Origin of the sequence: Conservatibacter flavescens, from assembly GCF_002795425.1 — a bacterium.
In the GTDB taxonomy this organism is placed as follows: Bacteria; Pseudomonadota; Gammaproteobacteria; order Enterobacterales; family Pasteurellaceae; genus Conservatibacter; species Conservatibacter flavescens.
In genome coordinates, this window is record NZ_PHHA01000016.1 from 17,800 (window position 1) to 41,297 (window position 23,498).

Here is a 23,498-nt window from a genome sequence, read left to right on the forward strand (position 1 = left end):
ATTGTAGAATGAAATTTACAGATATATTTATTCGTCGTCCCGTACTCGCTATTTCGATTAGCTTGCTGATTATCATTTTAGGATTGCAAGCCTTTTCTAAGCTAACCGTACGTGAATACCCTAAAATGACGACAACTGTGGTAACGGTAAGTACTGTTTATCCCGGTGCAGATGCTAATTTGATCCAAGCATTTGTCACCTCGACGTTAGAAGAAGCCATTGCGCAAGCTGATAATATTGACTTTATGTCATCAAGCAGCGCACCAAGTTCTTCTACGATTACCGTTAAAATGAAACTGAATACGGATCCTAATGCGGCACTGGCAGATATTCTTGCCAAAGTGAACTCTGTCCGTTCTGAATTACCAAGCGGTATTGAAGATCCGTCTATTACCGCCTCTACTGGTGGCTCAGGTATGATGTATATCAGTTTCACCTCTGATAAGCTAGCGAGTAGCCAAATTGTTGACTATATTGAACGCGTCGTTAAACCACAATTGTTTACCGTTAATGGTATTGCAAAAGTTGAAGTATATGCCTCAGGCTATGCATTGCGTATTTGGTTAGACCCAGAGAAAATGGCAGCACAAGGTTTATCCGCAAGTGCTGTACAAACTGCTTTATCGAGAAATAACGTACAAACCGCAGCCGGTAATGACAATGGCTATTTTGTACAATACAAAAATAAAGTAGATACCACGACTAAAAGCGTTGAAGAACTCGGTAATCTCGTTGTCTCTAGCAATGGCGATAAACTTGTTCGTTTGCGCGATATTGCGGAAATTGAGCTTAATAAAGAAAGTGATAGCGTGCGTTCAACCGCCAACGGGAAAGATGCGGTCGTTATTGCCATAGAGCAAGCTGCAACTGCTAACCCACTCACTGTGGCAAAAGATGTTTATCCTGTTTTTGAACAAATAAAACAGAATTTGCCAAACAGTATGCAAGGCAATATCCTTTATGATAAAACCATTGCGATTAATAGTTCTATTGATTCGGTTATTCACACCATTATTGAAGCCGTTGTCATCGTATTAGTCGTCATTACCCTATTCTTAGGCTCACTACGCGCCATCAGTATTCCAATTGTCACCATTCCGATTTCCCTGATCGGGGTTATCTTTATGTTACAAATGATGGATTTCTCCATTAACCTGATGACCTTACTCGCGCTTATCTTGGCGATTGGATTGGTTGTTGATGATGCTATCGTGGTATTAGAAAACGTTGACCGACATATAAAACTAGGTGAAACACCATTCCGTGCTGCTATCATTGGTACACGTGAAATCGCTGTGCCTGTTATTTCAATGACCATCGCATTAATTGCTGTTTATTCACCAATGGCATTAATGGGGGGGATTACTGGTTCTTTATTTAAAGAATTCGCCCTCACACTCGCAGGTTCTGTATTTATTTCAGGAATTGTTGCATTAACCCTCTCTCCAATGATGAGTAGTAAAATGCTCAAACACGGCGGTGCGCCATCTAAATTTGAGCAACGAGTAGAACATACTTTAGGAAAAATCACCAATTGCTATATGGGATTACTCTCCTTATTTATGGCAACACGTAAATCCGTTTTACTTTTTGCTGGTGCGATTTTTGTTACTTTGCCAATTCTTTTATCGTCACTATCTAGCGAGTTAACGCCAATAGAAGATAAAGGTGCATTCTTAGGTATGGCAACTGCCCCATCGAATGTTAACGTGGATTATGTACAAAATGCCATGAAACCTTATGAGGCAATTTTAAATGATACGCCTGAAACCCACTATAGCCAGGTTGTTGCCGGTGTACCAAGCAGTAACCAAGCCATTGTTATTACAACCTTAAAAGATTGGAATGACAGAACGCGTAGCCAAAATCAAGTTATGGCAGATTTAAACGCGAAAGCGGCAAGCATCCCTGAAGTGAGTATTTCAAACTTTGCGTTCCCAGAGATCGATACGGGAGAACAAGGTCCACCATTGGTTTTCGTGATTAAAAGTGCGGGTGATTATAGTGATTTAGCTAATGTAGCCGGTCAGGTGCTGCAAAAAGCTCAAGCATCAGGAAAGTTTGTATACTTAAACCTTGACTTAAAATTTGATACCGCACAAATGCACATCACAATTGATCGTGAAAAAGCGAGTACTTATGGGATCACCATGTCTGATATCAGTGCCACTTTAGGTTCATTCCTTTCTGCGGCGACGATTGAGCGTGTGGATATTGATGGACGAGCGTATAAAATTATTGGACAAATTAAACGTAAAGATCGTTTATCGCCAGAAAGTTTTAACGGGTTTTACCTCACTGCGAGCAACGGAGAATCCATTCCGTTAGCCAGTTTAGTGCATATGACCTTAGAGCCACAACCAGCAAGCTTGCCAAAATTCAGCCAGATGAATTCAGCGACCATTCAAGCGGTTGTGACACCGGGTAGCACGGTAGGTGATGGCATTCAATGGTTCCAAACTGAAGGCGCACAACTCCTTCCTTCTGGCTATACTTATGACTGGAAAGGTGAATCACGACAATTAATTCAAGAAGGTAATGCTCTCGCGACGACGTTTGCCTTAGCGGTTATCATTATCTTCCTTGTTCTCGCGATTCAGTTTGAATCTTGGCGTGACCCGATGGTAATTATTGTCTCAGTACCATTAGCTATTAGTGGCGCGCTATTAACCCTCAATTTATTGGGTTTCTTTGGCAAAGAAGGGGCCACATTAAATATTTACTCACAAGTAGGGCTAATTACCTTAGTTGGATTAATTACCAAACACGGTATTTTAATGTGTGAAGTCGCCAAAGAAGAGCAGCTCCACCATGGTAAAAATCGTATTGAAGCGATTATGGAAGCTGCCCGTGTGCGTTTACGTCCAATATTGATGACCACCGCCGCAATGATTGCGGGTCTGATTCCATTGCTTTATGCCACTGGAGCAGGTGCTGTCTCTCGTTTCAGCATGGGCGTAACCATCGTAGCAGGTCTTGCAGTTGGTACATTGTTTACCTTGTTCATCTTACCTGTGATTTACACTTTCTTAGCAAGTGAACACAAGCCGCTACCTGAATTTGATGAATCAATCAAACCGATTGAAGCAACAAATAAAACAACACATTAATCTCATAAACGGGGCGTAATAAACGCCCCTCTATTTGTTTCATAGCTTTATGGTGATTTTTGTTTGCCAAAAGTGCGGTTTAATTTTATTATTTTTTTACGATAATTATTTCCAGGCGGCTCTATGAATACATTTCTTGATTACTTACTTACCGCTTTTTTACTCTTGCCTGTTATCGCGACCTTACTCCCCTTAATTAAACATGATCATTGGATATTCCGAGTAGGCGATTTCCCTCGCTTGCAAATTGCTGTGTTAAGCTTAATTTCTTTGCTTGTAAACGCTGGTGTTACACATTTTGGATCACCTGTTTTTATGGTAATAGGGGGAATGAATGTACTCTGCTTACTTTATCAGCTTAAAGAAGTAAGTGCCTATACACGCCTCAGTCAACCCGAAGTGCGCCAGTATGATGGTGAAGAAAATGAACGTACGATTTCATTACTGACCAGTAATGTATTAACGCCTAATCGCCGGTCTGATCTACTCCTCGCTCAAATTCAACAGCAGCAACCCGATATTGTATTAACGCTAGAAAGTGATTTATGGTGGGAACAACAACTCTCGGTTTTAGAACAACAAAATTACATTTATACCGTAAAAATCCCTCTAGATAATTTATATGGCATGCACCTGTATTCGCGACTACCATTACGCAATGTGGAAATCCGTCATTGGGTAACGGAAGATATTCCATCTATTGCCGCAGAAGTGCAATTACGTTCAAATGAATGGATTCGTATTTACTGCTTACACCCTATGCCGCCAAGTCCGACAGAATCAGATACGGCCACAGATAGAGATGCCGAATTATTATTAGTTGGCAAAGAAATTCAACGTTTAGATCAACCTGTACTGGTATTTGGCGATCTAAATGATGTCGCATGGTCATCTACCTCCCGCTTATTTCAACAAATTAGTGGATTATTAGATCCCCGCAAAGGACGTGGCCTATTCAGTACATTTCATGCCCACTATCCTTTATTACGATGGCCATTAGATCATATTTTTCATAGCAATGATTTCATGATCACTCAAATTAAAGTCCTACCCAATATAGGTTCTGATCATTTCCCTGTATATGGAAAATTTCAATTTATGCCAGCTATAGCAATGGTTCAAGAAGAACCCGAAGCGACGAAACAAGATAATGAGGAAGCGCGAGCAAAAATTAATAAGGCAGACCCCATTAAACATGTGGTAAAAGAAAAATATTCACAATAAATAGAAACAGTCCTTAGCGAAAAACACAAGTTTCTTTGTCAATTAGCTGAAAATCCCCCCTGTTTCTGATATATTTTGCTTTATTATAAAAGACATTCATTTGTACAATTAATTAAATAATATACTCAACCAAAATTATGCATTCAAAAAAACACTTAGGACATACTGCCCGTAAACGCTTTGGGCAGAATTTTTTACATGACGATAATGTTATTCAAAATATTGTGGCCGCAATTTATCCACAGCCCAATCAGTTTTTAGTCGAGATTGGGCCAGGTTTAGGCGCGTTAACTGAACCCGTTGCGGAACAAACTCATCACCTGACGGTTCTTGAATTAGATCGTGATCTTGCTGAGCGACTACGCCATCACCCTTTCTTACATCAAAAACTCACTGTGATAGAAACTGATGCCATGCAATTTGACTTTGCTCAGCTCTATAGCACCGAGAAATTAGCTGAAAAACAACAGAAACTGCGTATATTCGGCAATTTGCCCTATAATATCTCCACACCTTTAATGTTCCATTTGTTTAAATATCATGACATTATTCAAGATATGCACTTTATGTTGCAAAAAGAAGTGGTAAAACGCTTGTGTGCCACACCGAACAGTAAAGCTTATGGACGTTTAACCATTATGGCGCAATATTATTGCCAAGTCTTACCCGTTTTAGAAGTGCCACCAACCGCATTTAAACCGGCACCGAAAGTAGATTCTGCTGTTGTACGCCTCGTTCCTCATACCCAATTACCCCATCCCGTTAAAGATCTTTATTGGCTTAATCGCGTGTGTAGTCAAGCGTTCAATCAGCGACGTAAAACGTTACGAAACGCCCTTTCAAGCTTATTTTCTGAAGAAAATCTGACCGCACTTTCCATTGACTCAAACGCACGTGCGGAAAATCTCTCTATTGCGGATTATGCTCGATTAGCTAACTATTTAGCTGATAATCCGCCGGAAATTGAACGAACTGAAATACAAGACGAAGAATAACATGGCCACTTATATTGTTGGCGATCTACATGGTTGCTTTGATGAACTTCAATTATTATTAGATAAAGTCAATTTCAATCCGAGCCAAGATGTGCTTTATTGCACAGGCGATTTAGTCGCACGCGGCAATAAATCCCTTGAATGCTTGCGTTTTATTAAATCTCTTGCCGGATCTGCAAAGATCGTATTAGGTAATCATGATTTACATTTACTGGCCACCGCGCTCGGTATCAAAAAAATTAAAGCACGAGATCGCGTAGACAGTATTTTCGCTTCGCCTGATTTTCATGCCTTAATCGATTGGCTACGCCGACAACCTTTGCTTATTCATAATGCAGAACAAAACTTCGTTCTCGCCCATGCCGGCATTAGTCCAGATTGGGATCTGGCCACAGCCAAAGCTTGTGCCACAGAAGTAGAACAGGTTTTACAATTCGGTAATTATTATGATTTGATCGAAAACATGTATGACAACCACCCAGAACGTTGGTCACCGGATTTGCAAGGCATTGAACGCTTACGCTACTCCATCAACGCCTTTACCCGTATGCGCTTTTGTTATTGGGATCATCGCCTCGACTTTGCCTGTAAAGCACCTATAAACCAAGCGCCTCCAGAGCTGACTGCCTGGTTTAATTTATCAAATCCCTTATATAAAACTACAAATATTATCTTTGGCCATTGGGCAAGCCTTGTGGATAGTCCGACACCTGAAAATATCTATGCCTTAGATACAGGTTGTGTATGGGGAAACCGTTTAACTTTATTGCGCTGGGAAGATAAACATTATTTTACTCAACCCGCATTAAAAAGTGCGGTCGATTTTGCATAAAATTTATTGATAGATAGCATTTTACAATATAATAATTCCCATATTGCTAATCCTGACAAAGGAGCCTAATCATGCTTACTCCTGAAAGTTGCGAATTGTTCAACCAACCGTTCTTCCAGTTTGCACAAATGAAAAAATTTTGTCCCGAACAAATCCCACAAATCAAAGCGGATTACAAACGGGAATGGGATAACTGGAAAGCCTTAATTTTGGACGTATCTCAGCAATTAGGCACACCTTTCGCCAAACCACATATTGAAAGTTGGACAAATGGTTGGCAAGTCCGCGCACATTTTTTTGCTTTTTTTAAATATGAATATTACCAAAATTCAGCCGCCATTCTTTCCATCATCTTAAACCGTCGCCGTTTACAAGTCTGCCTTGATTGGCACTGCTATCGAGCCAATCGCTCACTAATACAGCTACAACACTATAACCAGTGGTTTGATGATTTTGATTTCACCCGTTATGCTGATTTCGAGTTATGGCGTGGTGATACTAGTGAATATGCTGACTTTACTCCAGCCTCCCTATTCCAGCAAACCGATTTAACCTTACGCGATGATAAGGATTTTTGGTGTATTGGTAAAAATATTGAAAAGGCACAACTCGCCCAGCTAAATACCAGCATATTTATTACGCAAACTATTCGAGAATTACTACCTTTGTATGAAAAATGCCATGAAACAGCTCCCGTCTAATCCAAATACATTTAGCGCATTAAGTGAAATCTTAATCCGCCATTTTCCTGAGCAATTTGATCAGAATATTTGTCAACAGCTTTTCTCTGAATCGAATCTCGCAACCCCTATGGGAAAATTGACTTTCGCCATAAACATGTCCGATTTTTTCGCAGAAACCTTACAAAAACAACCGCACTTTTTTTATGAAATCTTACAAGAGCCTATCAACCTCGAAAAGTGCGGTCAGTTTTCTGAACGTTTACAGGATTTACTGGCGCAAACTGAAGATGAAGCGAGTTTATATAAAGTATTACGACAATTTCGCAATCGAGAAATGGCAAAATTAAGCTATTGCCAAAGCTTAAATTTAGGCACAGTAGAAGATATTTTTATTCGCTTATCTCAATTAGCAGAAGCCTTAATTATCAACACACGAGATTGGTTATATAACAAACTGTGTCAGGAAGTCGGTACCCCAACAGATCAGCATGGCAACCCACAACCTCTGCTCATTTTAGGTATGGGAAAACTAGGGGGCTTTGAACTTAATTTTTCCTCTGATATAGACCTGATTTTCACCTATCCTGAAAATGGCGAAACCGTTGGCACACGGCGGAGCATCGACAATGCCAAATTTTTTACTCGACTAGGGCAACGTTTAATTAATGCCCTTGATGAATTCACGCCTGATGGTTTTGTATATCGCACAGATATGCGCCTACGTCCATTTGGTGAAAATGGTGCATTAGCGCTCAGCTTCAATGGCATGGAAACCTATTATCAAGAACAAGGGCGCGATTGGGAGCGTTATGCCATGATAAAAGGTCGAATTTTAGGCGCTGACCCCAATTGCCCATACCAACGCTATTTACGTCAGCTATTACGCCCATTTGTCTATCGACGTTATATTGATTTCAGTGTTATTCAATCGCTGCGGGATATGAAAGGTAAAATTGAGCGAGAAGTCCGTCGCCGTGGCTTAGTCGATAATATTAAACTCGGTGCTGGCGGTATTAGAGAAATTGAATTTATTGTCCAAGTCTTTCAACTAATTCGTGGTGGACGCGAAATCGCCTTACAACAACATAGTTTATTACAATTATTACCACTTTTAGCAGAATTAAAATTAATTAGCCCCACTGAAAGCCAAAACTTAATGCAAGCATATTTATTCTTGCGCCGCGTTGAAAATGTGCTACAGGCAATTAACGATCAACAAACTCAACAACTACCAGAAAACGCACTTGACCGTTGTAGACTAGTCCAAGCCTGTGCCAATTTTACCCAATGGAACACTAGACAACAAGCCACCAACGTACACTATCCCATTGAAGATTGGGCGAGTTTTTATCACGTTTTACAATCCCACCAACAAAAAGTGCGGTCAGTTTTCAAACATTTAATTGGCGATGAAAATGACAATGAAACAAATGATGAAAATGAATGGCAAGATTTTTTAGATACCGATTTCAACTCGACAGAATTTGAACATTTACTCACTGAAAACGGGGTATCACCACAGGACTTTGAGGAGATTATCAGCAAACTTGTCCTCTTTAAACAAGAAGCTAGTCGTAAGCCTATGGGCGTACGTGGTCAAGATGTATTGGGTCAGCTACTCCCTAAATTGCTCCCACAAATTTTTGCTTATGAAAATCACCGCACTTTATTACCACGTATTCTCACAATTTTAGAAAAAATTCTGACACGTACCACGTATTTAGAATTACTCTTGGAAAATCCCGCCGCCCTGGCTCAACTCTTACAACTGTGTGCACAATCTCAATTAATCGCCGAGCAAGTTGCGCTACACCCAATCTTATTAGATGAATTATTAGACCCCCAAGCCTTGCGCAATCCGCCTCCCCATGATCAATACCACGTGGAATTACAACAATATTTATTACGTTTACCACAAGATGATGAAGAACAGTTTATTGACGGTTTACGTCAATTCAAAAATGCCTCTCTGTTACGCATTGCCGCCGCCGATATTTTAGGCGCACTCCCCGTGATGAAAGTCAGCGACCATTTAACCTTTTTAGCAGAAGCTGTGCTAGAAGCGGTTGTCAATTTAGCTTGGCAACAACTGACCCTGCGATACGGAAAACCTGCTCATTTAACTGATATGGAAAAAGGTTTCTTAGTCGTCGGCTACGGGAAATTAGGTGGCATTGAACTGGGATATAAATCGGATTTAGATTTAGTCTTTTTATATGATAATCGTCAACAAAGCCAAACAGAAGGCGGGCGCCGTCATATTGAAAGTAGCCAATTTTATCTCAAATTAGCACAAAAAATTGTCAGCATTTTTAGTATGAATACTAGTGCAGGCATTTTATACGACATTGATATGCGCTTGCGCCCATCAGGTGAGGCCGGCTTACTGGTCAACTCTTTCAAGGCATTTGAAGACTATCAGCGCCATGATGCTTGGACATGGGAAACGCAATCACTTGTCCGTAGCCGAGCGGTTTATGGCTCTGAGGATTTACGCCAACAATTTGAAACTATTCGCCAGCAGATTCTCGCCACACCACGTGAACTGCATAAACTCAAACAAGATGTGTGTGCTATGCGACAAAAAATGTATGCCCATTTAGCCAATACCGATGAAGCACTCTTTAATATTAAAACCGATATTGGTGGCATTACCGACATTGAATTTATTGCACAATATTTGGTGCTAGCCAATGCCCCCAATAATCCATCATTAAGTATGTGGTCTGATAATGTGCGTATTTTTGAAATTATGGCAGAAAATGCTGTCATTTCTGTCAAAGATGCTGAACAATTAAAGCATTGCTATACTCGCTTACGTAACGAAATTCATCACTTAAATTTATTAGGGAAATCCTCTGTAGTATCCCATACCCAATTTCGCAACGAACGAGCATTTGTGCAGCAAATTTGGCAACAATTATTGCAATAAAAAATTTGCTTGCAAAACAGCCTAAATGCATATAAATTCACTTTTGGTGAATAATTATAAAAGGACGATATTATGCGCAGTACGGAATTAGTGCAATGGTTCAGACAATCAACCCCCTATGTAAACGCGCATAGAGGGAAAACCTTTGTCATTATGCTTGATGGCGATACCATTGCGAGTCCAAATTTTATTAACATCATCAATGATATTAGCCTATTACACAGTCTTGGTATTAAATTGATTATTGTGTTTGGCGCTCGTTATCAAATCAATGACTTACTACAATTACATAATATTGAACCCATTTATCATAAAAATATTCGTGTCACTGATCTCCGTACTTTGGAACTGGCGAAACAGGCCGTCGGCTCCTTACAATATGATATTAACGCGCGCCTCTCCTTGCGCTTACCTCACACACCCGTTATCAACGTTGTCAGTAGCAACTTTATTTTAGCCCAGCCTATTGGCGTTGATGATGGCGTAGATTATATGCTCAGTGGCAAAATCCGCCGCGTGAATATTGAGAGTATTCAACAACAATTAGCACAAAATGCTATTGTGTTAATCAGCCCAATTGCGGCTTCTGTTACAGGCGAAACCTTTAATTTACCCTTTGAAGAAATCGCCACTCATGTAGCCATCAAATTGAAAGCAGAAAAGCTCATCGGTTTTTGTTCGGAACAAGGTATTTTAGATCAAAACCAAGACGTTATTCCCGATCTCCTGCCACAAGAGGCAAGTTTACACCTTGCAACATTAATAAAATCAGGGCAATACCACAGTTCTCAGGCACGCTTTTTGCAAGCGGCAATTGAAGTCTGTCGTTCAGGTGTAAAACGCGCACATTTATTAAGCTATCAGGAAGATGGCGCACTATTGCAAGAGCTTTTTTCTCGCGATGGTATCGGTACGCAATTATCGATGGAAAGCTCTGAAACCGTTCGCACTGCGACAGAACAAGATATTCCTGGCTTGCTGGAATTAATTTATCCATTAGAACAACAAGGGATCCTTGTCAAACGTTCTCGTGAACAACTCGAGATGGAAATTAACAACTATACCATTATCGAACGAGATGGCATTATCATTGCCTGTGCTGCATTGAATATTTATGCAGATGAAAATATGGCAGAAATGGCTTGTGTCGCCGTCCACCCAGATTACCGCAATTCTTCACGAGGGGATATTTTATTAGAAGCGATCCAAAAACGTGCACGCCAACAAGGTGTTGAAAAGCTATTTGTACTCACCACACGTACCGTACATTGGTTCCAAGAACGTGGCTTTCAATTAGCACAAGTTGAGGACTTACCTGCTCAGAAAAAAGTGCATTATAATTATCAACGACGTTCTAAAATTTTAATTCAATCTTTATCTACCTCACATGAATAAACAAAAAGGCGGTCATACCGCCTTCCATCTCACGCCTAAAAAGTCATACTTATGTCATAACTAAACCGTGTATCCTCTAAACGATATTGCGGTTTTAAGGCCGACCCGCACGCATTTGAGCCAATACCTGACATTTTATAATCCACACATAATACAGTGTAAGGACTTGTTTTAAGCTGATAATTATGTGTTTTAGTTTGTAATTCCTCTTGCGTATAAGGCGAAAGATTAAAACTAAAAGGCTGTTCCGCCGTGACCAAAAGGGATTGATACTCCGATTGTATTTTTAACCATGAACATTGGTAATGGCTACCATTTTCCTGTGGTTTCAAATAATCCACATGATTTTGCATCGGTGTGGTTTGATAAACACCAAGCTTAGTTGCATGATGTTTATCACAATAACTTTCTGTTGGCCCATAGGCAAAATATTCGGTGGATTGAAAGTTTTCAGGCAAGAAAAAGCGCAAACCAAAACGCGGTAAAAATGGCAAGTGAGCAGCTTTCTCCCCTTGAATGTGTATATGCAGTTGAGCATGTGAATCAATACGATAGACAACATCCAAACTTAAGATCCGTGCTTTTGAAGTCGCGACTATACCACATTTTGCCCGCACAATAACGGCGCTTTCTTCTACTTGTACAGACATGTCATAACACCGACTATACGCACGATCATAGCCGGCGGCCAACCAATGCGCTTTGATTAAACTGTCATTATCTAGTGGCGCACGCCAGATATTAAACTCAACCGGACGTTTAATCATCGCCTGTCCTTGCTTTTCCCACTCCGCTAATTGTCCCGTTTTTTTATCAAAAATATAATGCACAGTACGATTAAATACAGTTATGTGATGTTGATTTTCTTCAATTTGTAAGGCTTCATCTGACTCATTTTCCTGTCTATGTGGCAAGATTTGCTCACCAAATAACACTATTTGATCAAAGCCCAGCTCATGATTAGCTTCAACTAAAGGCGTGACAACTTTTTGGCGATAGGTTAAATTCAATAGCCATAAATTGCCATTATCCTGTGGCAATGAGAAAGGTAAAAGTGCGGTCTGTTTTGGTAAAATATTCATATCATCAATATACCCTTCACTATACACAGCACCATTCTCTAATAATTGATAATGAATTGAGATAAACTCTCCTGTTGGGGTAAAATCCAAATAATTCGTCAACTGAATTTGCCCGTTAACAAGCTCTGCACGTATTGGGCGCTGAACGTTTTTCAGCTCTAATAAATTAGTTAGCACTCGACGATCTGCGGTGACTAAACCGTCAGCACAAAAATTCCCATCGTTTGGTACATCGCCAAAATCCCCACCATAACCCATTCTACCGTTTGGTAAATAAGGAGAATGATCACACCATTCCCACACAAAACCACCGCAAGCACCGGCATGGCGTTGCATAGCTTGCCAATAATCTTCCGCATCGCCACAAGAATTCCCCATAGCATGCAGATACTCACAGAACAAATAAGGCTTACGGTTCTTCGAATCGGCAAAATAAGCCTCCATTTCTTCTGTTGAAGTATACATTTCGCTATGAAAATCCAAATTTGAGCAATCATTCTGATGGGCTGAATGTTGGAAAATGGCGTTTTCATAATGCACTAAACGGCTTGGATCAAATTGTTTCACCCACGCAGCCGCCGCTTCAAAATTTTCACCATAACCAGACTCATTACCTAAAGACCAAATCACAACAGATGTGCGGTTTTTATCACGCTGAACATTAGCCATTGTGCGGTCTAAAATCGCATTTTTCCATAACGGTGAACGTGCCATATAACAATAGTTATCAATCACTTGTTGGCGAATAGCTTTGTGATCAATATCTGTTTTTACCCCTAATAAAATACTGGTCTCAGGCGACTTCACATACACTGCATTAGTGCCATGAGATTCAATATCCGCTTCAGCAATCAAGTAAAAACCATACTCATCACACAATTCTGCAAACCAAGGAGCATTCGGGTAATGGGCCGTACGAATAGCGTTAAAGTTGTGCTGTTTCATTAAACGTAAATCAATTAATGCTTGCTCACGATTAATCACATAACCGCTTTTAGGATCGCTATCGTGACGATTTACCCCGTTGAATTTAATAGGTTGGTGATTAAAACGTAATACGCCCTCTTTGACCTCAATATGACGAAAACCGATCTTTTGACAAATCACTTCTGAACCATAGCGAAAGACTAAAGTATAAAGTTGCGGATTTTCTGCATTCCATAACTGTAATTCATGAATACCAAATTCAAACTGATTTTCCGTCACGCAACTAAGCAAAATATTGCCTTGCGGATCAGAAAGTTGCCAGCTTATGTCACGATGCCCCCCGACAAAAAAAGTCTCCACTTTGAGTACCGCACTTTTCAAGTCATCAGCTAACTGGGTTTGGATAAAAAAGTCCTGTAGATAATTTTGTTCACGCTCTAACAAATAGACATCGCGAAAAATACCACTCATTCGGAATTTATCTTGATCTTCTAAATAACTCCCATCACACCATTTCAATACGACAACGTGCAAATGGTTTTCGCCCTGTAACAAATAATCCGAAATATCAAACTCCGATGTACAATGACTAATTTGAGAATACCCGACAAACTGTTGATTCACATATAAAAATAAACAACTGTCCACCCCCTCAAAATTCAACAAATAACGTTTGTCTTTGTTGATATCCAAGTTAAATACGCGATGGTATAACCCACAAGGATTATCCTGTGGCACAAACGGGGGATCAAAAGGAAACGGGTAATTCACATTCGTATATTGATGTTCATCATACCCCTCTGTTTGCCAATTAGATGGCACAGGAATCGTTTGATAAAAAGGTTTGGTCAAGAAGTTTTTTGATAATTCATGATAACTTTCATAAAACGCAAAATCCCAATCACCATTTAATAAAGTAAAAAATACAGAATTTTCTCGCGAATTTTTAACCGCGCTTTCTACACTATCATGAGGAATAAAATAAGCATGGTGTGGCGTTGTACCTAGATGTAATATTTGAGGATCCTGAAAATAATTTGGCAACATAACAACCTCCAACTATGTTTGAATTTGCTTACTATACGCAAATTCTTACGGTGGATTGAAGAAAAAATTAAAAATTGTGAACAAGATCACAAAGAAAAGTGCGGTGCATTTTTTCCAAGTTTCTCATAGATATTATTTTTACTTAATGTACAAAATCATATACAATCCGTTCAGATTTAATTACACATCAGAGGTTGTCTATGAATAGAACGTTAGGAAGTACATTACTGGTCTCCGGTACAATGATTGGTGGAGGTATGCTCGCCATGCCGCTTACTTCTGCAGGTATGGGATTTGGCTTTACTTTTCTCTTATTAATCGCCATTTGGGCATTATTGACCTTTGCCGCCCTACTCTTCGTAGAAATTTATCAAACCGCAGATCATGATGCGGGTATTGGCACACTCTCCGCTCAATATTTTGGAAAAGCCGGGCGTGTGATTTCTACTGCCGTCCTGATGATTTTCTTATATGCCTTGTTATCCGCTTATGTAACCGGTGGGGGATCGTTAATTTCTGGCGCCCTTGATATAGCCGATAATGATACCATGAGCAAATTAACAATAGTGCTATTTACGCTGATCTTTGGTGCGGTTGTCACCATCGGCACGCGCAGCACTGATGGTCTAAACCGTCTTCTTTTCTTTATCATGCTCGCCGCATTCGTTTTAGTGTTAATTTTACTCGTACCAAACATTCAGTTTGATAATTTGTTGGCGATGCCTATTGATACTGCATTATTTATCTCTGCCAGCCCTGTATTTTTCACCGCTTTTGGATTTCATGGCTCAATTCCAAGTTTAAATAACTATCTAGGTGGCAATATTAAAGCCCTGCGTTTTTCGATTATTACAGGTAGTTTAATTACGTTAAGTGCTTATATTTTATGGCAGCTCTCAACTCACGGCGTACTCAGCCAATCTAGCTTTCTTGACATTCTTAAAACCGATCCTACCCTTAATGGCCTTGTCAATGCAACTTTACAGGCTACAGGTAGCTCAACAATTGCTTGGGTAGTGCGTATTTTCTCAGCACTAGCACTTATCACATCATTTTTAGGGGTTGCACTAGGTTTATTAGATGCCATTGATGATCTATTAAAACGTGTATTCAAGACTTCAGCCAATCGCTTGTCCTTAGGGCTACTGACCTTTCTGCCCCCACTTTTATTTGCACTCTTCTATCCGCAAGGATTTGTCATGGCATTAGGCTATGCCGGCCAAATGTTCGCGTTCTATGCGGTTATCTTACCCGCTGCAATTGCTTGGAAAGCACGTCAGGCTCATCCAAACTTACCTTACCGTGTTGGTGGTGGCACAGCTGCCCTGATTATTGTCGCAATATTAGGCGCAATTATCGTTTCCATTCCCCTTGCAATTAAAGCGGGATATTTGCCGTTCGTGGTAGGCGCTTAGTGCATTTCAATTGAGAATAGATGGTAACTTCATAAGGCGTGTATAGTAAAAGTGCGACAAAATCAAATTTGTCGCACTTTTTAATATTATGACTTAACGTAAGAAACTGGGAATATTTTTCTCATATTCCGCAATTTTAGCTTCATGTTGCAAGGTTAAGCCGATGTTGTCTAAGCCGTTTAATAGGCAATGGCGACGGAATTCGTCCAACTCAAAGTGATAGATTTTATCGCCAGTTTTCACTGTCATAGCTTCTAAATCTACATCAATTTGTTTGCCTTCATTTGCCCATACCCATTGGAAGATTTCTTCCACTTCTTCTTCGCTTAAACGAATTGGCAGCATATGGTTATTTAAGCTGTTGTTGTAGAAAATATCGGCGAAACTTGGGGCGATCATCACTTTAAAACCGTAATCCGCCAATGCCCAAGGCGCATGTTCGCGCGATGAACCGCAACCTAAATTTTTACGCGCCAACAAAATAGTAGCGCCTTGATATTGTGGGAAATTTAGCACAAATTCCGGATTTGGCTGAGTTTCTGCTTCATCTAAATAACGCCATTCGTGGAATAAATGTTTGCCGAAGCCCACGCGGGTGATAGCTTGCAAAAATTGTTTCGGAATAATCGCATCAGTATCCACATTCGCAGCATCAAGGGGCACTACAAGCCCTGAATGTTGTTTTAATCCTGCCATAGTTCCCCCTAATTTAATTCCACATGACGAATATCAACAAATTTACCAAACACTGCGGCAGCCGCTGCCATTGCAGGACTGACTAAGTGGGTGCGACCGTTACGACCTTGGCGCCCCTCAAAGTTGCGGTTTGAGGTGGAAGCACAACGTTCCCACTCGCCTAAGCGGTCATCATTCATACCTAAGCACATTGAGCAACCCGGATTACGCCATTCTGCTCCCGCTTCAATAAAGATTTTATCCAAACCTTCTTTTTCCGCTTGTTCTTTTACCAAGCCTGAACCCGGCACTACTAAAATGCGTTTCACGTTATCCGCTTTTTTACGCCCTTTCATTACCGCAGCCGCCGCACGTAAATCTTCAATACGCGAATTGGTGCAAGAGCCGATAAATACTTGATCTACAAACACATCTTTTAAGTCAGTATTCGGCTCCAAACCGATATATGCCAACGCTTTTTCCGCAGAAGCTTTAGTCACAGGATCAGCCATTTCTTGTGGGTTTGGCACAAGTTGATCGATACCGATTACTTGACCTGGGTTGGTTCCCCAAGTCACTTGCGGCGCGATCTCTGCTGCTTCAAGCACTACTACGCTGTCAAATTCTGCGCCTTCGTCTGATTTTAAGGTTTTCCAATATTCAACCGCCTCGTCCCAATCTTTGCCTTTTGGCGCGTGCGGACGACCTTTTAAATATTCAAAGGTGGTTTCATCTGGTGCGATCAATCCCGCTTTTGCACCGAATTCAATCGCCATATTACACACAGTCATTCTGCCTTCCATCGAAAGATCACGAATAGCTTCACCACAGAATTCCACCACGTGTCCTGTGCCGCCTGCCATTGTAGTTTTGCCGATAATGGCAAGCACGATATCTTTTGCCGTAATACCCGGATTGACTTTACCCCGCACTTCCACTTTCATACTTTTTGCGCGCGCTTGTTTTAAAGTTTGGGTAGCGAGAACGTGTTCTACTTCCGATGTTCCGATTCCGAATGCTAATGCTCCAAATGCCCCGTGAGTGGCGGTGTGAGAGTCACCGCACACAATGGTCATGCCTGGCAACGTCAAGCCTTGTTCAGGCCCCATAACGTGCACGATACCTTGTTGTTTGGTATTCATATCAAACAATGAAATCCCTGTGGCTTTACAGTTTTTATCCAACTCAAGCACTTGGATTTTGGCTTGCCCTTCAAGCAAATTCACATCACGCACTTGAGTAGAAATACTGTGATCCATCGTGCCGAAGGTTTTGCTCACTTGACGCACTTCACGCCCTGCCACACGCAAACCGTCAAAGGCTTGTGGGCTGGTCACTTCGTGAATTAAATGGCGGTTAATATAAATAATCGGTGTTTCGCCTTCCGCCTCATGTACCACATGAGAGTCAAAAAGTTTTTGGTAGAGTGTTTTTTTCATAAGTAAATCTCGGTTGGTTTTTTATGCCTAGGGTTTTACTCTAGGTTAATCATTGTTCACCCCTCTCAGGGTTGGAAGTGCGGTCAAAAATCTCAAAATTTTCACCGCACTTTGATTATCAATTTCCCCGTGTGCGTTGCCTGAGCGTGATACGATTTTTTCCGTTAAAAAAATCGGATCTAAGCGAGGAACAGCAACGCAGTCGGGGTGTTTTTCTTTGCCTACTTTCTTTGCACAAGCAAAGAAAGTAGGGCGCCCAACGGGCGAAAACCGTTAAATTGCAGCAGCAATCAAATCCCCCATCTCCCTCGTAGAAACAGGCTTGCTATCATCTGCCAAATCACCTGTACGATGACCTGCTGCTAACACTTTCTGCACAGCAACTTCAATCGCTTGCGCAGCTTCTTCTAAACCAAAGCTATAGCGTAACATCATGGCAGCTGAAAGAATCTGCGCAATCGGATTGGCAATGCCTTTACCTGCGATATCCGGTGCGGAGCCGCCTGCAGGCTCATATAAACCGAAACCTTGCTCATTCAAGCTTGCCGATGGCAACATCCCCATAGATCCTGTAATCATTGCCGCTTCGTCCGAAATAATATCACCAAAAATATTAGAACATAGCAACACATCAAAACTTTCAGGGGCTTTAATTAACTGCATGGTAGCATTGTCGATATACATATGCTCCAATTCCACTTGCGGATATTGTTTTGCCACTTCAGTGACAGTTTCACGCCATAAAATTGAACTGGCAAGTACATTGGCTTTATCTACCGACGTCACTTTTTTACGACGTAACATCGCCGCTTCAAATGCTGCTTTGGCAATACGTTCAATTTCATATTGGTAATACACTTCCGTATCGAAAGCGCGAGTTTGTGCGCCTTCACCATCACGACCTTTCGGTTGGCCGAAATAAATTCCCCCTGTCAACTCACGCACGACCACCATATCAAAGCCTTTGGCCGCAATATCCGCACGCAATGGGCAAAAACGTTCTAAGCCTTTATATAGTGTTGCCGGACGTAAATTGCAAAATAATTTGAAATGTTTACGTAACGGCAATAGTGAACCACGCTCAGGTTGTAAATCCGGCGGTAAATTTGTCCATTTCGGCCCGCCTACGGAACCAAATAAAATCGCCTCAGCTTCGTCACAACCTTTTAAGGTTTCCGGAGGCAACGGATGTCCATGCTTATCAATCGCCGCACCGCCTACATCAAAAGTGCGGGTATTTAATTTAAAATTAAATTTACTTTGTACTTTGTCTAATACTTTAATGGCTTCTGCCATGACTTCCGGACCGATACCGTCGCCGGGTAATATTGCAATATTATAGGTTTGCATTGTTATGTACTCTCGTTAATAATGAATTTTTGTAGGGGCGTATTGCATACGCCCTTGAAATGTTCTGATTTTTTATTGGGGCGTATGCAATACGCCCCAACATTCAGCATTACACACCTTGAGTATGTTTCGCTTTCAAATCTGCCACTTTGTGTGAACGGTAAATGGCGTTGATCGCGTGGATTAAGGCACGTGCAGATGACTCAATAATATCCGTTGCCAAGCCTACACCATGGAATTTACGCCCTTCATGTTCTACCACAATATCCACTTGCCCTAAGGCTTCTGCCCCTTCGCCTTTAGCGGTTAAATTATAGTGCGACATGGTAATCTCTAATCCGGTTAATGCCAGAATGGCATTATAAGTGGCATCAACAGGACCGTTACCGCCGGTAGAAACCGTGCTTAATTTTTCGCCGTCTAATTCAAGCTGTACGAATGAGGTAGCCGGGAATTCACTCACGGAATGCGCAGAGATTTTGTCTAATTTCAAACGGTCTTCGTCTCCCTGCTGCATATCAATAAATGCCAATGCCTCAAGATCGTAATCAAATACTTGCCCTTTTTTGTCTGCCAATTTCAAGAAAGCTTCGTATAATTTATCCAAATCGTAATCCGATTCGGTATAGCCCATATCGGCCATATGCCCTTTCACCGCAGCACGTCCCGAACGGGCCGTAAGGTTAAGTTTTTCTTTTTTCAACCCGATGGATTCCGGTGACATAATTTCATAGGTATTTTTGTTTTTCAACATGCCATCTTGGTGAATACCGGAAGAATGTGCAAACGCATTATCCCCAACAATAGCTTTATTCGGCTGGATCGGCATATTACAAAGCTGACTCACCATTTGGCTGACCCGATGAATTTCCTGAGTGTTAATGCGCGTATCAATGCCGAACATATCCTGACGGGTTTTAATCGCCATGACAACCTCTTCCAACGCCGTATTACCCGCCCGCTCGCCGATACCATTAATGGTACATTCAATTTGGCGCGCCCCGTTCATCACAGCGGTTAATGAATTTGCCGTCGCCATACCCAAATCATTGTGGCAATGTACGGAAACTATGGCTTTATCAATATTTGGTACGCGGTTCATCACTTGATGAATCATATTGCCATATTCCGTCGGCAAACAAAAGCCTACCGTATCAGGGATATTCACCGTGGTGGCTCCTGCGTTGATTGCCGCTTCCACAATGCGACAAATATTGTCAATGCCCGTACGCCCTGCATCTTCACAGGAAAACTCGACATCGTCGGTATAATTTCTTGCACGTTTCACCGCTTTAACAGCGCGTTCAACCACATCTTCAAAGGTGCTTTTCAATTTGGCTTCCACATGTAAAGCGGAGCTGGCGATAAAAGTGTGAATACGGTAAGCCTCAGCCACTCTCAACGCCTCATATGCCGCATCAATATCTTTATCGACTGCTCGAGACAATGCAGCCACACGACTATTTTTAATATGGCGAGCAATCGTTTGTACAGATTCAAAATCACCACTTGATGAAACTGGAAACCCGACCTCCATAACGTCCACACCCAGTCTTTCTAAGGCAAGTGCAATTTGTAATTTTTCTTTTACAGTTAAACTGGCTTTCAACGCCTGCTCACCATCACGCAATGTCGTATCAAAGATAATCACATTATTTGTCATAGAATGTTCCTTATTTAGTCAAAAGTGCGGTCAAAAAATACTATATTTTTCAGGTATAAAAAAACCCGCTTTTAATGTGCGGGTTTTGTTTGGATTCGGAAGCTATATTTCTTTTATCCACGCCTTAGCCGCACAAAGAATGTGAGAGCAGAAGGTTGAGAGATAAAGCAGTCATATTCCACATAATTTATTATCCAAACAGATGAAAACTGAAGTTATCTTACTCTATTGAAACAAGCTGTCAAACACTTTTTTCCATCATTATCAAAACACAAAAGAATTATATTTCATCATTTTACGCAATAGTAAAATTTTATTCTAAAACCATGCGCAATACTCTACATAAAATCCAGCCATACTGTGCATTTATAAAATAACAAATTTATTTATTTTTTCTCACACCTTAATGCGAAAAATAAAGCGCTTATGCTAAAATAGGCACATTTCTGACTGACCCAATAATACAATCATGCCGAATATTAATCAGCTTCATCTCCACAATTTAAGTTGCCAGCGCGGTGAAAAATGCCTATTTAGCGGACTTGAACTACACTTACAGAGCGGTGATTTTGTCCAAATAGAAGGCCATAATGGTATCGGCAAAACAAGCTTATTACGCATTATTGCTGGCCTCGCGACACCATTAAAAGGCACTGTCCATTGGAATGGTGAGGATATTCGTCACAATCGCGAAACATTTTATTCTGATTTATTATATTTGGGTCATGCTTCAGGCATAAAACCTGAATTAACTGCATGGGAAAATTTGAAGTTCTATCAAAAAATCAGTGCGAGCAAACAAGGAGATGAAATACTTTGGGATGTCCTACAAATAGTCGGTTTATTAGGACGAGAAGATATTGTCGCAGCACAATTATCCGCAGGGCAACAAAAACGCATTGCACTTGCTCGTTTGTGGCTTTCTCAAGCCCCCCTATGGATTTTAGATGAGCCTTTTAATGCCATTGATAAAAGCGGTGTGCAAGTATTAACGAATTTATTTGAACAACACGCAGAACGAAACGGCATTGTAATATTAACTAGCCATCAAGAAGTGCCTAGCAATCAACTTAAAATAGTGCGGTTAGAAAAATTTAAATTTTTGGAATAACACCATGATTTTTATGCAAATTATCAAACGAGAACTGCAAATCGCCATGCGTAAACAAGCAGAAATTCTCAATCCACTGTGGTTCTTTTTAATTGTAATCACCTTGTTTCCTTTAGTCATTGGTCCCGACCCAGTGTTATTATCTCGTATTGCCACTGGCGTAGCGTGGGTGTCGGCGTTGCTTTCCGCTTTATTATCTTTTGAACGCTTATTTCGAGATGATTTTATCGATGGCTCATTAGAACAATTAATGATAACGCCCCTCCCTCTCCCATTAACTGCTCTAGCCAAAGTGATCGCACATTGGTTGCTCACTGGGTTGCCCCTCATTATTTTGTCGCCCATCGCTGCATTATTATTATCTCTCGACGTAAAAATTTGGTGGGCCTTAGTTCTCACTTTACTGATCGGCACCCCCATTCTAAGCTGTCTTGGCGCAATCGGAGTAGCGCTCACTGTGGGATTACGTAAAGGCGGAGTATTGCTTAGCTTATTAGTCGTGCCTTTATTTATTCCCGTGTTAATTTTTGCAGCTTCAGTTCTAGAAGCCGCCACGCTCAACCTGCCTTATAACGGACAGTTGGCGATTTTAGGGGCGATGCTTGCTGCAGCCCTCACCCTTTCGCCTTTTGCCATTGCAAGTGCCTTACGCATTAGCTTGGCTCAATAATCTAAGAAACCTTTGGGATTGTCTGAAGGTTTCACCTAAACCATACGTTCGCCATGTACAAATTTTGAGTTAGATCAATGAACCTAGTTATTTACCTCTAAATGGTTACTTTATCGTTTATGGTTATTAGTGCCTTAAAGTCGATGGTTATGTTAGAATTGTTAAAAATTTATTATACAAAGACTGATTCAAGGAAACATTATGTGGAAGTGGTTACATCCATATGCAAAAGCGGAAACCCAATATCATTTATGCGGAAAATTTATTCCCTTTTTTGCTTTATTAACTGTCTTATTACTCGGCATAGGATTAGTTTGGGGCTTAGCATTCGCACCGGCAGATTATCAACAGGGTAATAGCTTCCGTATTATGTATATACATGTTCCATCTGCAATTTGGTCCATGAGTATTTATGTATCAATGGCAATTGCGGGCATTATCGGTTTGGTATGGCAGATTAAGCAAGCGCACATTTCAATTATCGCAATGGCGCCTATTGGTGCAGTATTTAATTTTCTGGCTTTAGCCACCGGTGCCATTTGGGGTAAACCAATGTGGGGGACTTGGTGGGTTTGGGATGCCCGTTTAACCTCCTCACTGATTCTATTCTTTTTATATTTAGGTGTAATGGCCTTATATTCTGCTTTTCAGGATCGTAATACGGGCTTGGGCTTAAAAGCCGCAGCAATCTTATCAATTGTTGGCGTGATTAATATTCCCATTATCCATTTTTCCGTAGAATGGTGGAATACCCTACATCAGGGGGCAAGTATTACTAAATTTGAAAAACCGTCCATTGCTACCCCAATGCTAATCCCGTTGATTCTCAGCATTTTTGGTTTTATGGCATTAACAATTTGGTTAACTTTAGTGCGTTATCGTAACGCCTTGCTCAAAGATGAAATTAAACGCCCTTGGGTTCAAGCATTAGCAAAGTAATCTAAGTGC

General features: G+C 40.9%; 16 protein-coding genes. 11 read left to right on the forward strand and 5 right to left on the reverse strand.

Going from position 1 to position 23,498, the window contains the following annotated elements:
* The first annotated feature begins 8 nt into the window (after positions 1 to 8).
* The 7 genes from CVP05_RS06835 to argA all read left to right on the forward strand — a co-directional run bounded on the left by CVP05_RS06835 (position 9) and on the right by argA (position 11,171).
* Positions 9 to 3,110 (forward strand): efflux RND transporter permease subunit, encoded by a 3,102-nt coding sequence (locus CVP05_RS06835; protein WP_100288832.1) that lies wholly within the window; start codon positions 9 to 11, stop codon positions 3,108 to 3,110.
* Between the two features lie 123 nt (positions 3,111 to 3,233).
* Complete coding sequence (locus tag CVP05_RS06840; RefSeq protein WP_100288833.1) at positions 3,234 to 4,334, forward strand: endonuclease/exonuclease/phosphatase family protein; 1,101 nt, start codon at positions 3,234 to 3,236, stop codon at positions 4,332 to 4,334.
* A gap of 137 nt (positions 4,335 to 4,471) precedes the next feature.
* Positions 4,472 to 5,329 (forward strand): 16S rRNA (adenine(1518)-N(6)/adenine(1519)-N(6))-dimethyltransferase RsmA, encoded by an 858-nt coding sequence (gene rsmA, locus CVP05_RS06845; RefSeq protein ID WP_100288834.1) that lies wholly within the window; start codon positions 4,472 to 4,474, stop codon positions 5,327 to 5,329.
* Position 5,330: 1 nt separating this feature from the next.
* On the forward strand, positions 5,331 to 6,161 hold the full coding sequence (gene apaH / locus CVP05_RS06850; RefSeq protein ID WP_100288835.1) for a bis(5'-nucleosyl)-tetraphosphatase (symmetrical) ApaH: 831 nt from the start codon (positions 5,331 to 5,333) through the stop codon (positions 6,159 to 6,161).
* A 71-nt stretch (positions 6,162 to 6,232) separates the two neighbouring features.
* A complete protein-coding gene (locus CVP05_RS06855; RefSeq protein WP_100288836.1) occupies positions 6,233 to 6,862 on the forward strand; it encodes an HI_0552 family protein in 630 nt (209 codons plus the stop codon).
* Complete coding sequence (gene glnE, locus CVP05_RS06860) at positions 6,843 to 9,776, forward strand: bifunctional [glutamate--ammonia ligase]-adenylyl-L-tyrosine phosphorylase/[glutamate--ammonia-ligase] adenylyltransferase (protein WP_243389217.1); 2,934 nt, start codon at positions 6,843 to 6,845, stop codon at positions 9,774 to 9,776. Before CVP05_RS06855 ends, glnE begins: the two co-directional genes overlap by 20 nt.
* A gap of 72 nt (positions 9,777 to 9,848) precedes the next feature.
* Positions 9,849 to 11,171, forward strand: coding sequence for an amino-acid N-acetyltransferase (gene argA / locus CVP05_RS06865; protein ID WP_100288838.1), 1,323 nt, complete (start codon positions 9,849 to 9,851; stop codon positions 11,169 to 11,171).
* Positions 11,172 to 11,206: 35 nt separating this feature from the next.
* On the opposite strand, the gene CVP05_RS06870 is transcribed toward argA, so the two are convergent.
* Positions 11,207 to 14,227, reverse strand: coding sequence for a glycoside hydrolase family 2 TIM barrel-domain containing protein (locus tag CVP05_RS06870; RefSeq protein WP_100288839.1), 3,021 nt, complete (start codon positions 14,225 to 14,227; stop codon positions 11,207 to 11,209).
* 200 nt (positions 14,228 to 14,427) lie between these two features.
* On the opposite strand from CVP05_RS06870, the gene CVP05_RS06875 reads away from it, so the two are divergent.
* Positions 14,428 to 15,642: an aromatic amino acid transporter gene (locus CVP05_RS06875; protein ID WP_100288840.1), complete on the forward strand. Its 1,215-nt coding sequence runs from the start codon at positions 14,428 to 14,430 to the stop codon at positions 15,640 to 15,642.
* Positions 15,643 to 15,735: 93 nt separating this feature from the next.
* Here the strand turns inward: CVP05_RS06875 and leuD are convergent, their stop codons facing one another.
* From leuD to leuA, 4 genes are all read right to left on the reverse strand, one after another.
* On the reverse strand, positions 15,736 to 16,338 hold the full coding sequence (leuD, locus tag CVP05_RS06880; RefSeq protein ID WP_100288841.1) for a 3-isopropylmalate dehydratase small subunit: 603 nt from the start codon (positions 16,336 to 16,338) through the stop codon (positions 15,736 to 15,738).
* A gap of 8 nt (positions 16,339 to 16,346) precedes the next feature.
* The gene (gene leuC / locus CVP05_RS06885; RefSeq protein WP_100288842.1) at positions 16,347 to 17,756 is read right to left on the reverse strand and encodes a 3-isopropylmalate dehydratase large subunit; all 1,410 of its coding nucleotides are present in this window, start codon (positions 17,754 to 17,756) and stop codon (positions 16,347 to 16,349) included.
* Positions 17,757 to 18,029: 273 nt separating this feature from the next.
* On the reverse strand, positions 18,030 to 19,106 hold the full coding sequence (gene leuB / locus CVP05_RS06890; protein ID WP_100288843.1) for a 3-isopropylmalate dehydrogenase: 1,077 nt from the start codon (positions 19,104 to 19,106) through the stop codon (positions 18,030 to 18,032).
* 109 nt (positions 19,107 to 19,215) lie between these two features.
* A complete protein-coding gene (gene leuA / locus CVP05_RS06895) occupies positions 19,216 to 20,769 on the reverse strand; it encodes a 2-isopropylmalate synthase (RefSeq protein ID WP_100288844.1) in 1,554 nt (517 codons plus the stop codon).
* A gap of 469 nt (positions 20,770 to 21,238) precedes the next feature.
* On the opposite strand from leuA, the gene ccmA reads away from it, so the two are divergent.
* From ccmA to CVP05_RS06910, 3 genes are all read left to right on the forward strand, one after another.
* Positions 21,239 to 21,880 carry a cytochrome c biogenesis heme-transporting ATPase CcmA gene (gene ccmA / locus CVP05_RS06900; RefSeq protein ID WP_100288845.1) on the forward strand — a complete coding sequence of 214 codons (642 nt, stop codon included), beginning with the start codon at positions 21,239 to 21,241 and terminating at the stop codon, positions 21,878 to 21,880.
* Positions 21,881 to 21,884: 4 nt separating this feature from the next.
* The gene (gene ccmB, locus CVP05_RS06905; protein ID WP_100288846.1) at positions 21,885 to 22,550 is read left to right on the forward strand and encodes a heme exporter protein CcmB; all 666 of its coding nucleotides are present in this window, start codon (positions 21,885 to 21,887) and stop codon (positions 22,548 to 22,550) included.
* Positions 22,551 to 22,751: 201 nt separating this feature from the next.
* The gene (locus tag CVP05_RS06910; RefSeq protein WP_100288847.1) at positions 22,752 to 23,489 is read left to right on the forward strand and encodes a heme ABC transporter permease; all 738 of its coding nucleotides are present in this window, start codon (positions 22,752 to 22,754) and stop codon (positions 23,487 to 23,489) included.
* Positions 23,490 to 23,498: the final 9 nt, after the last annotated feature.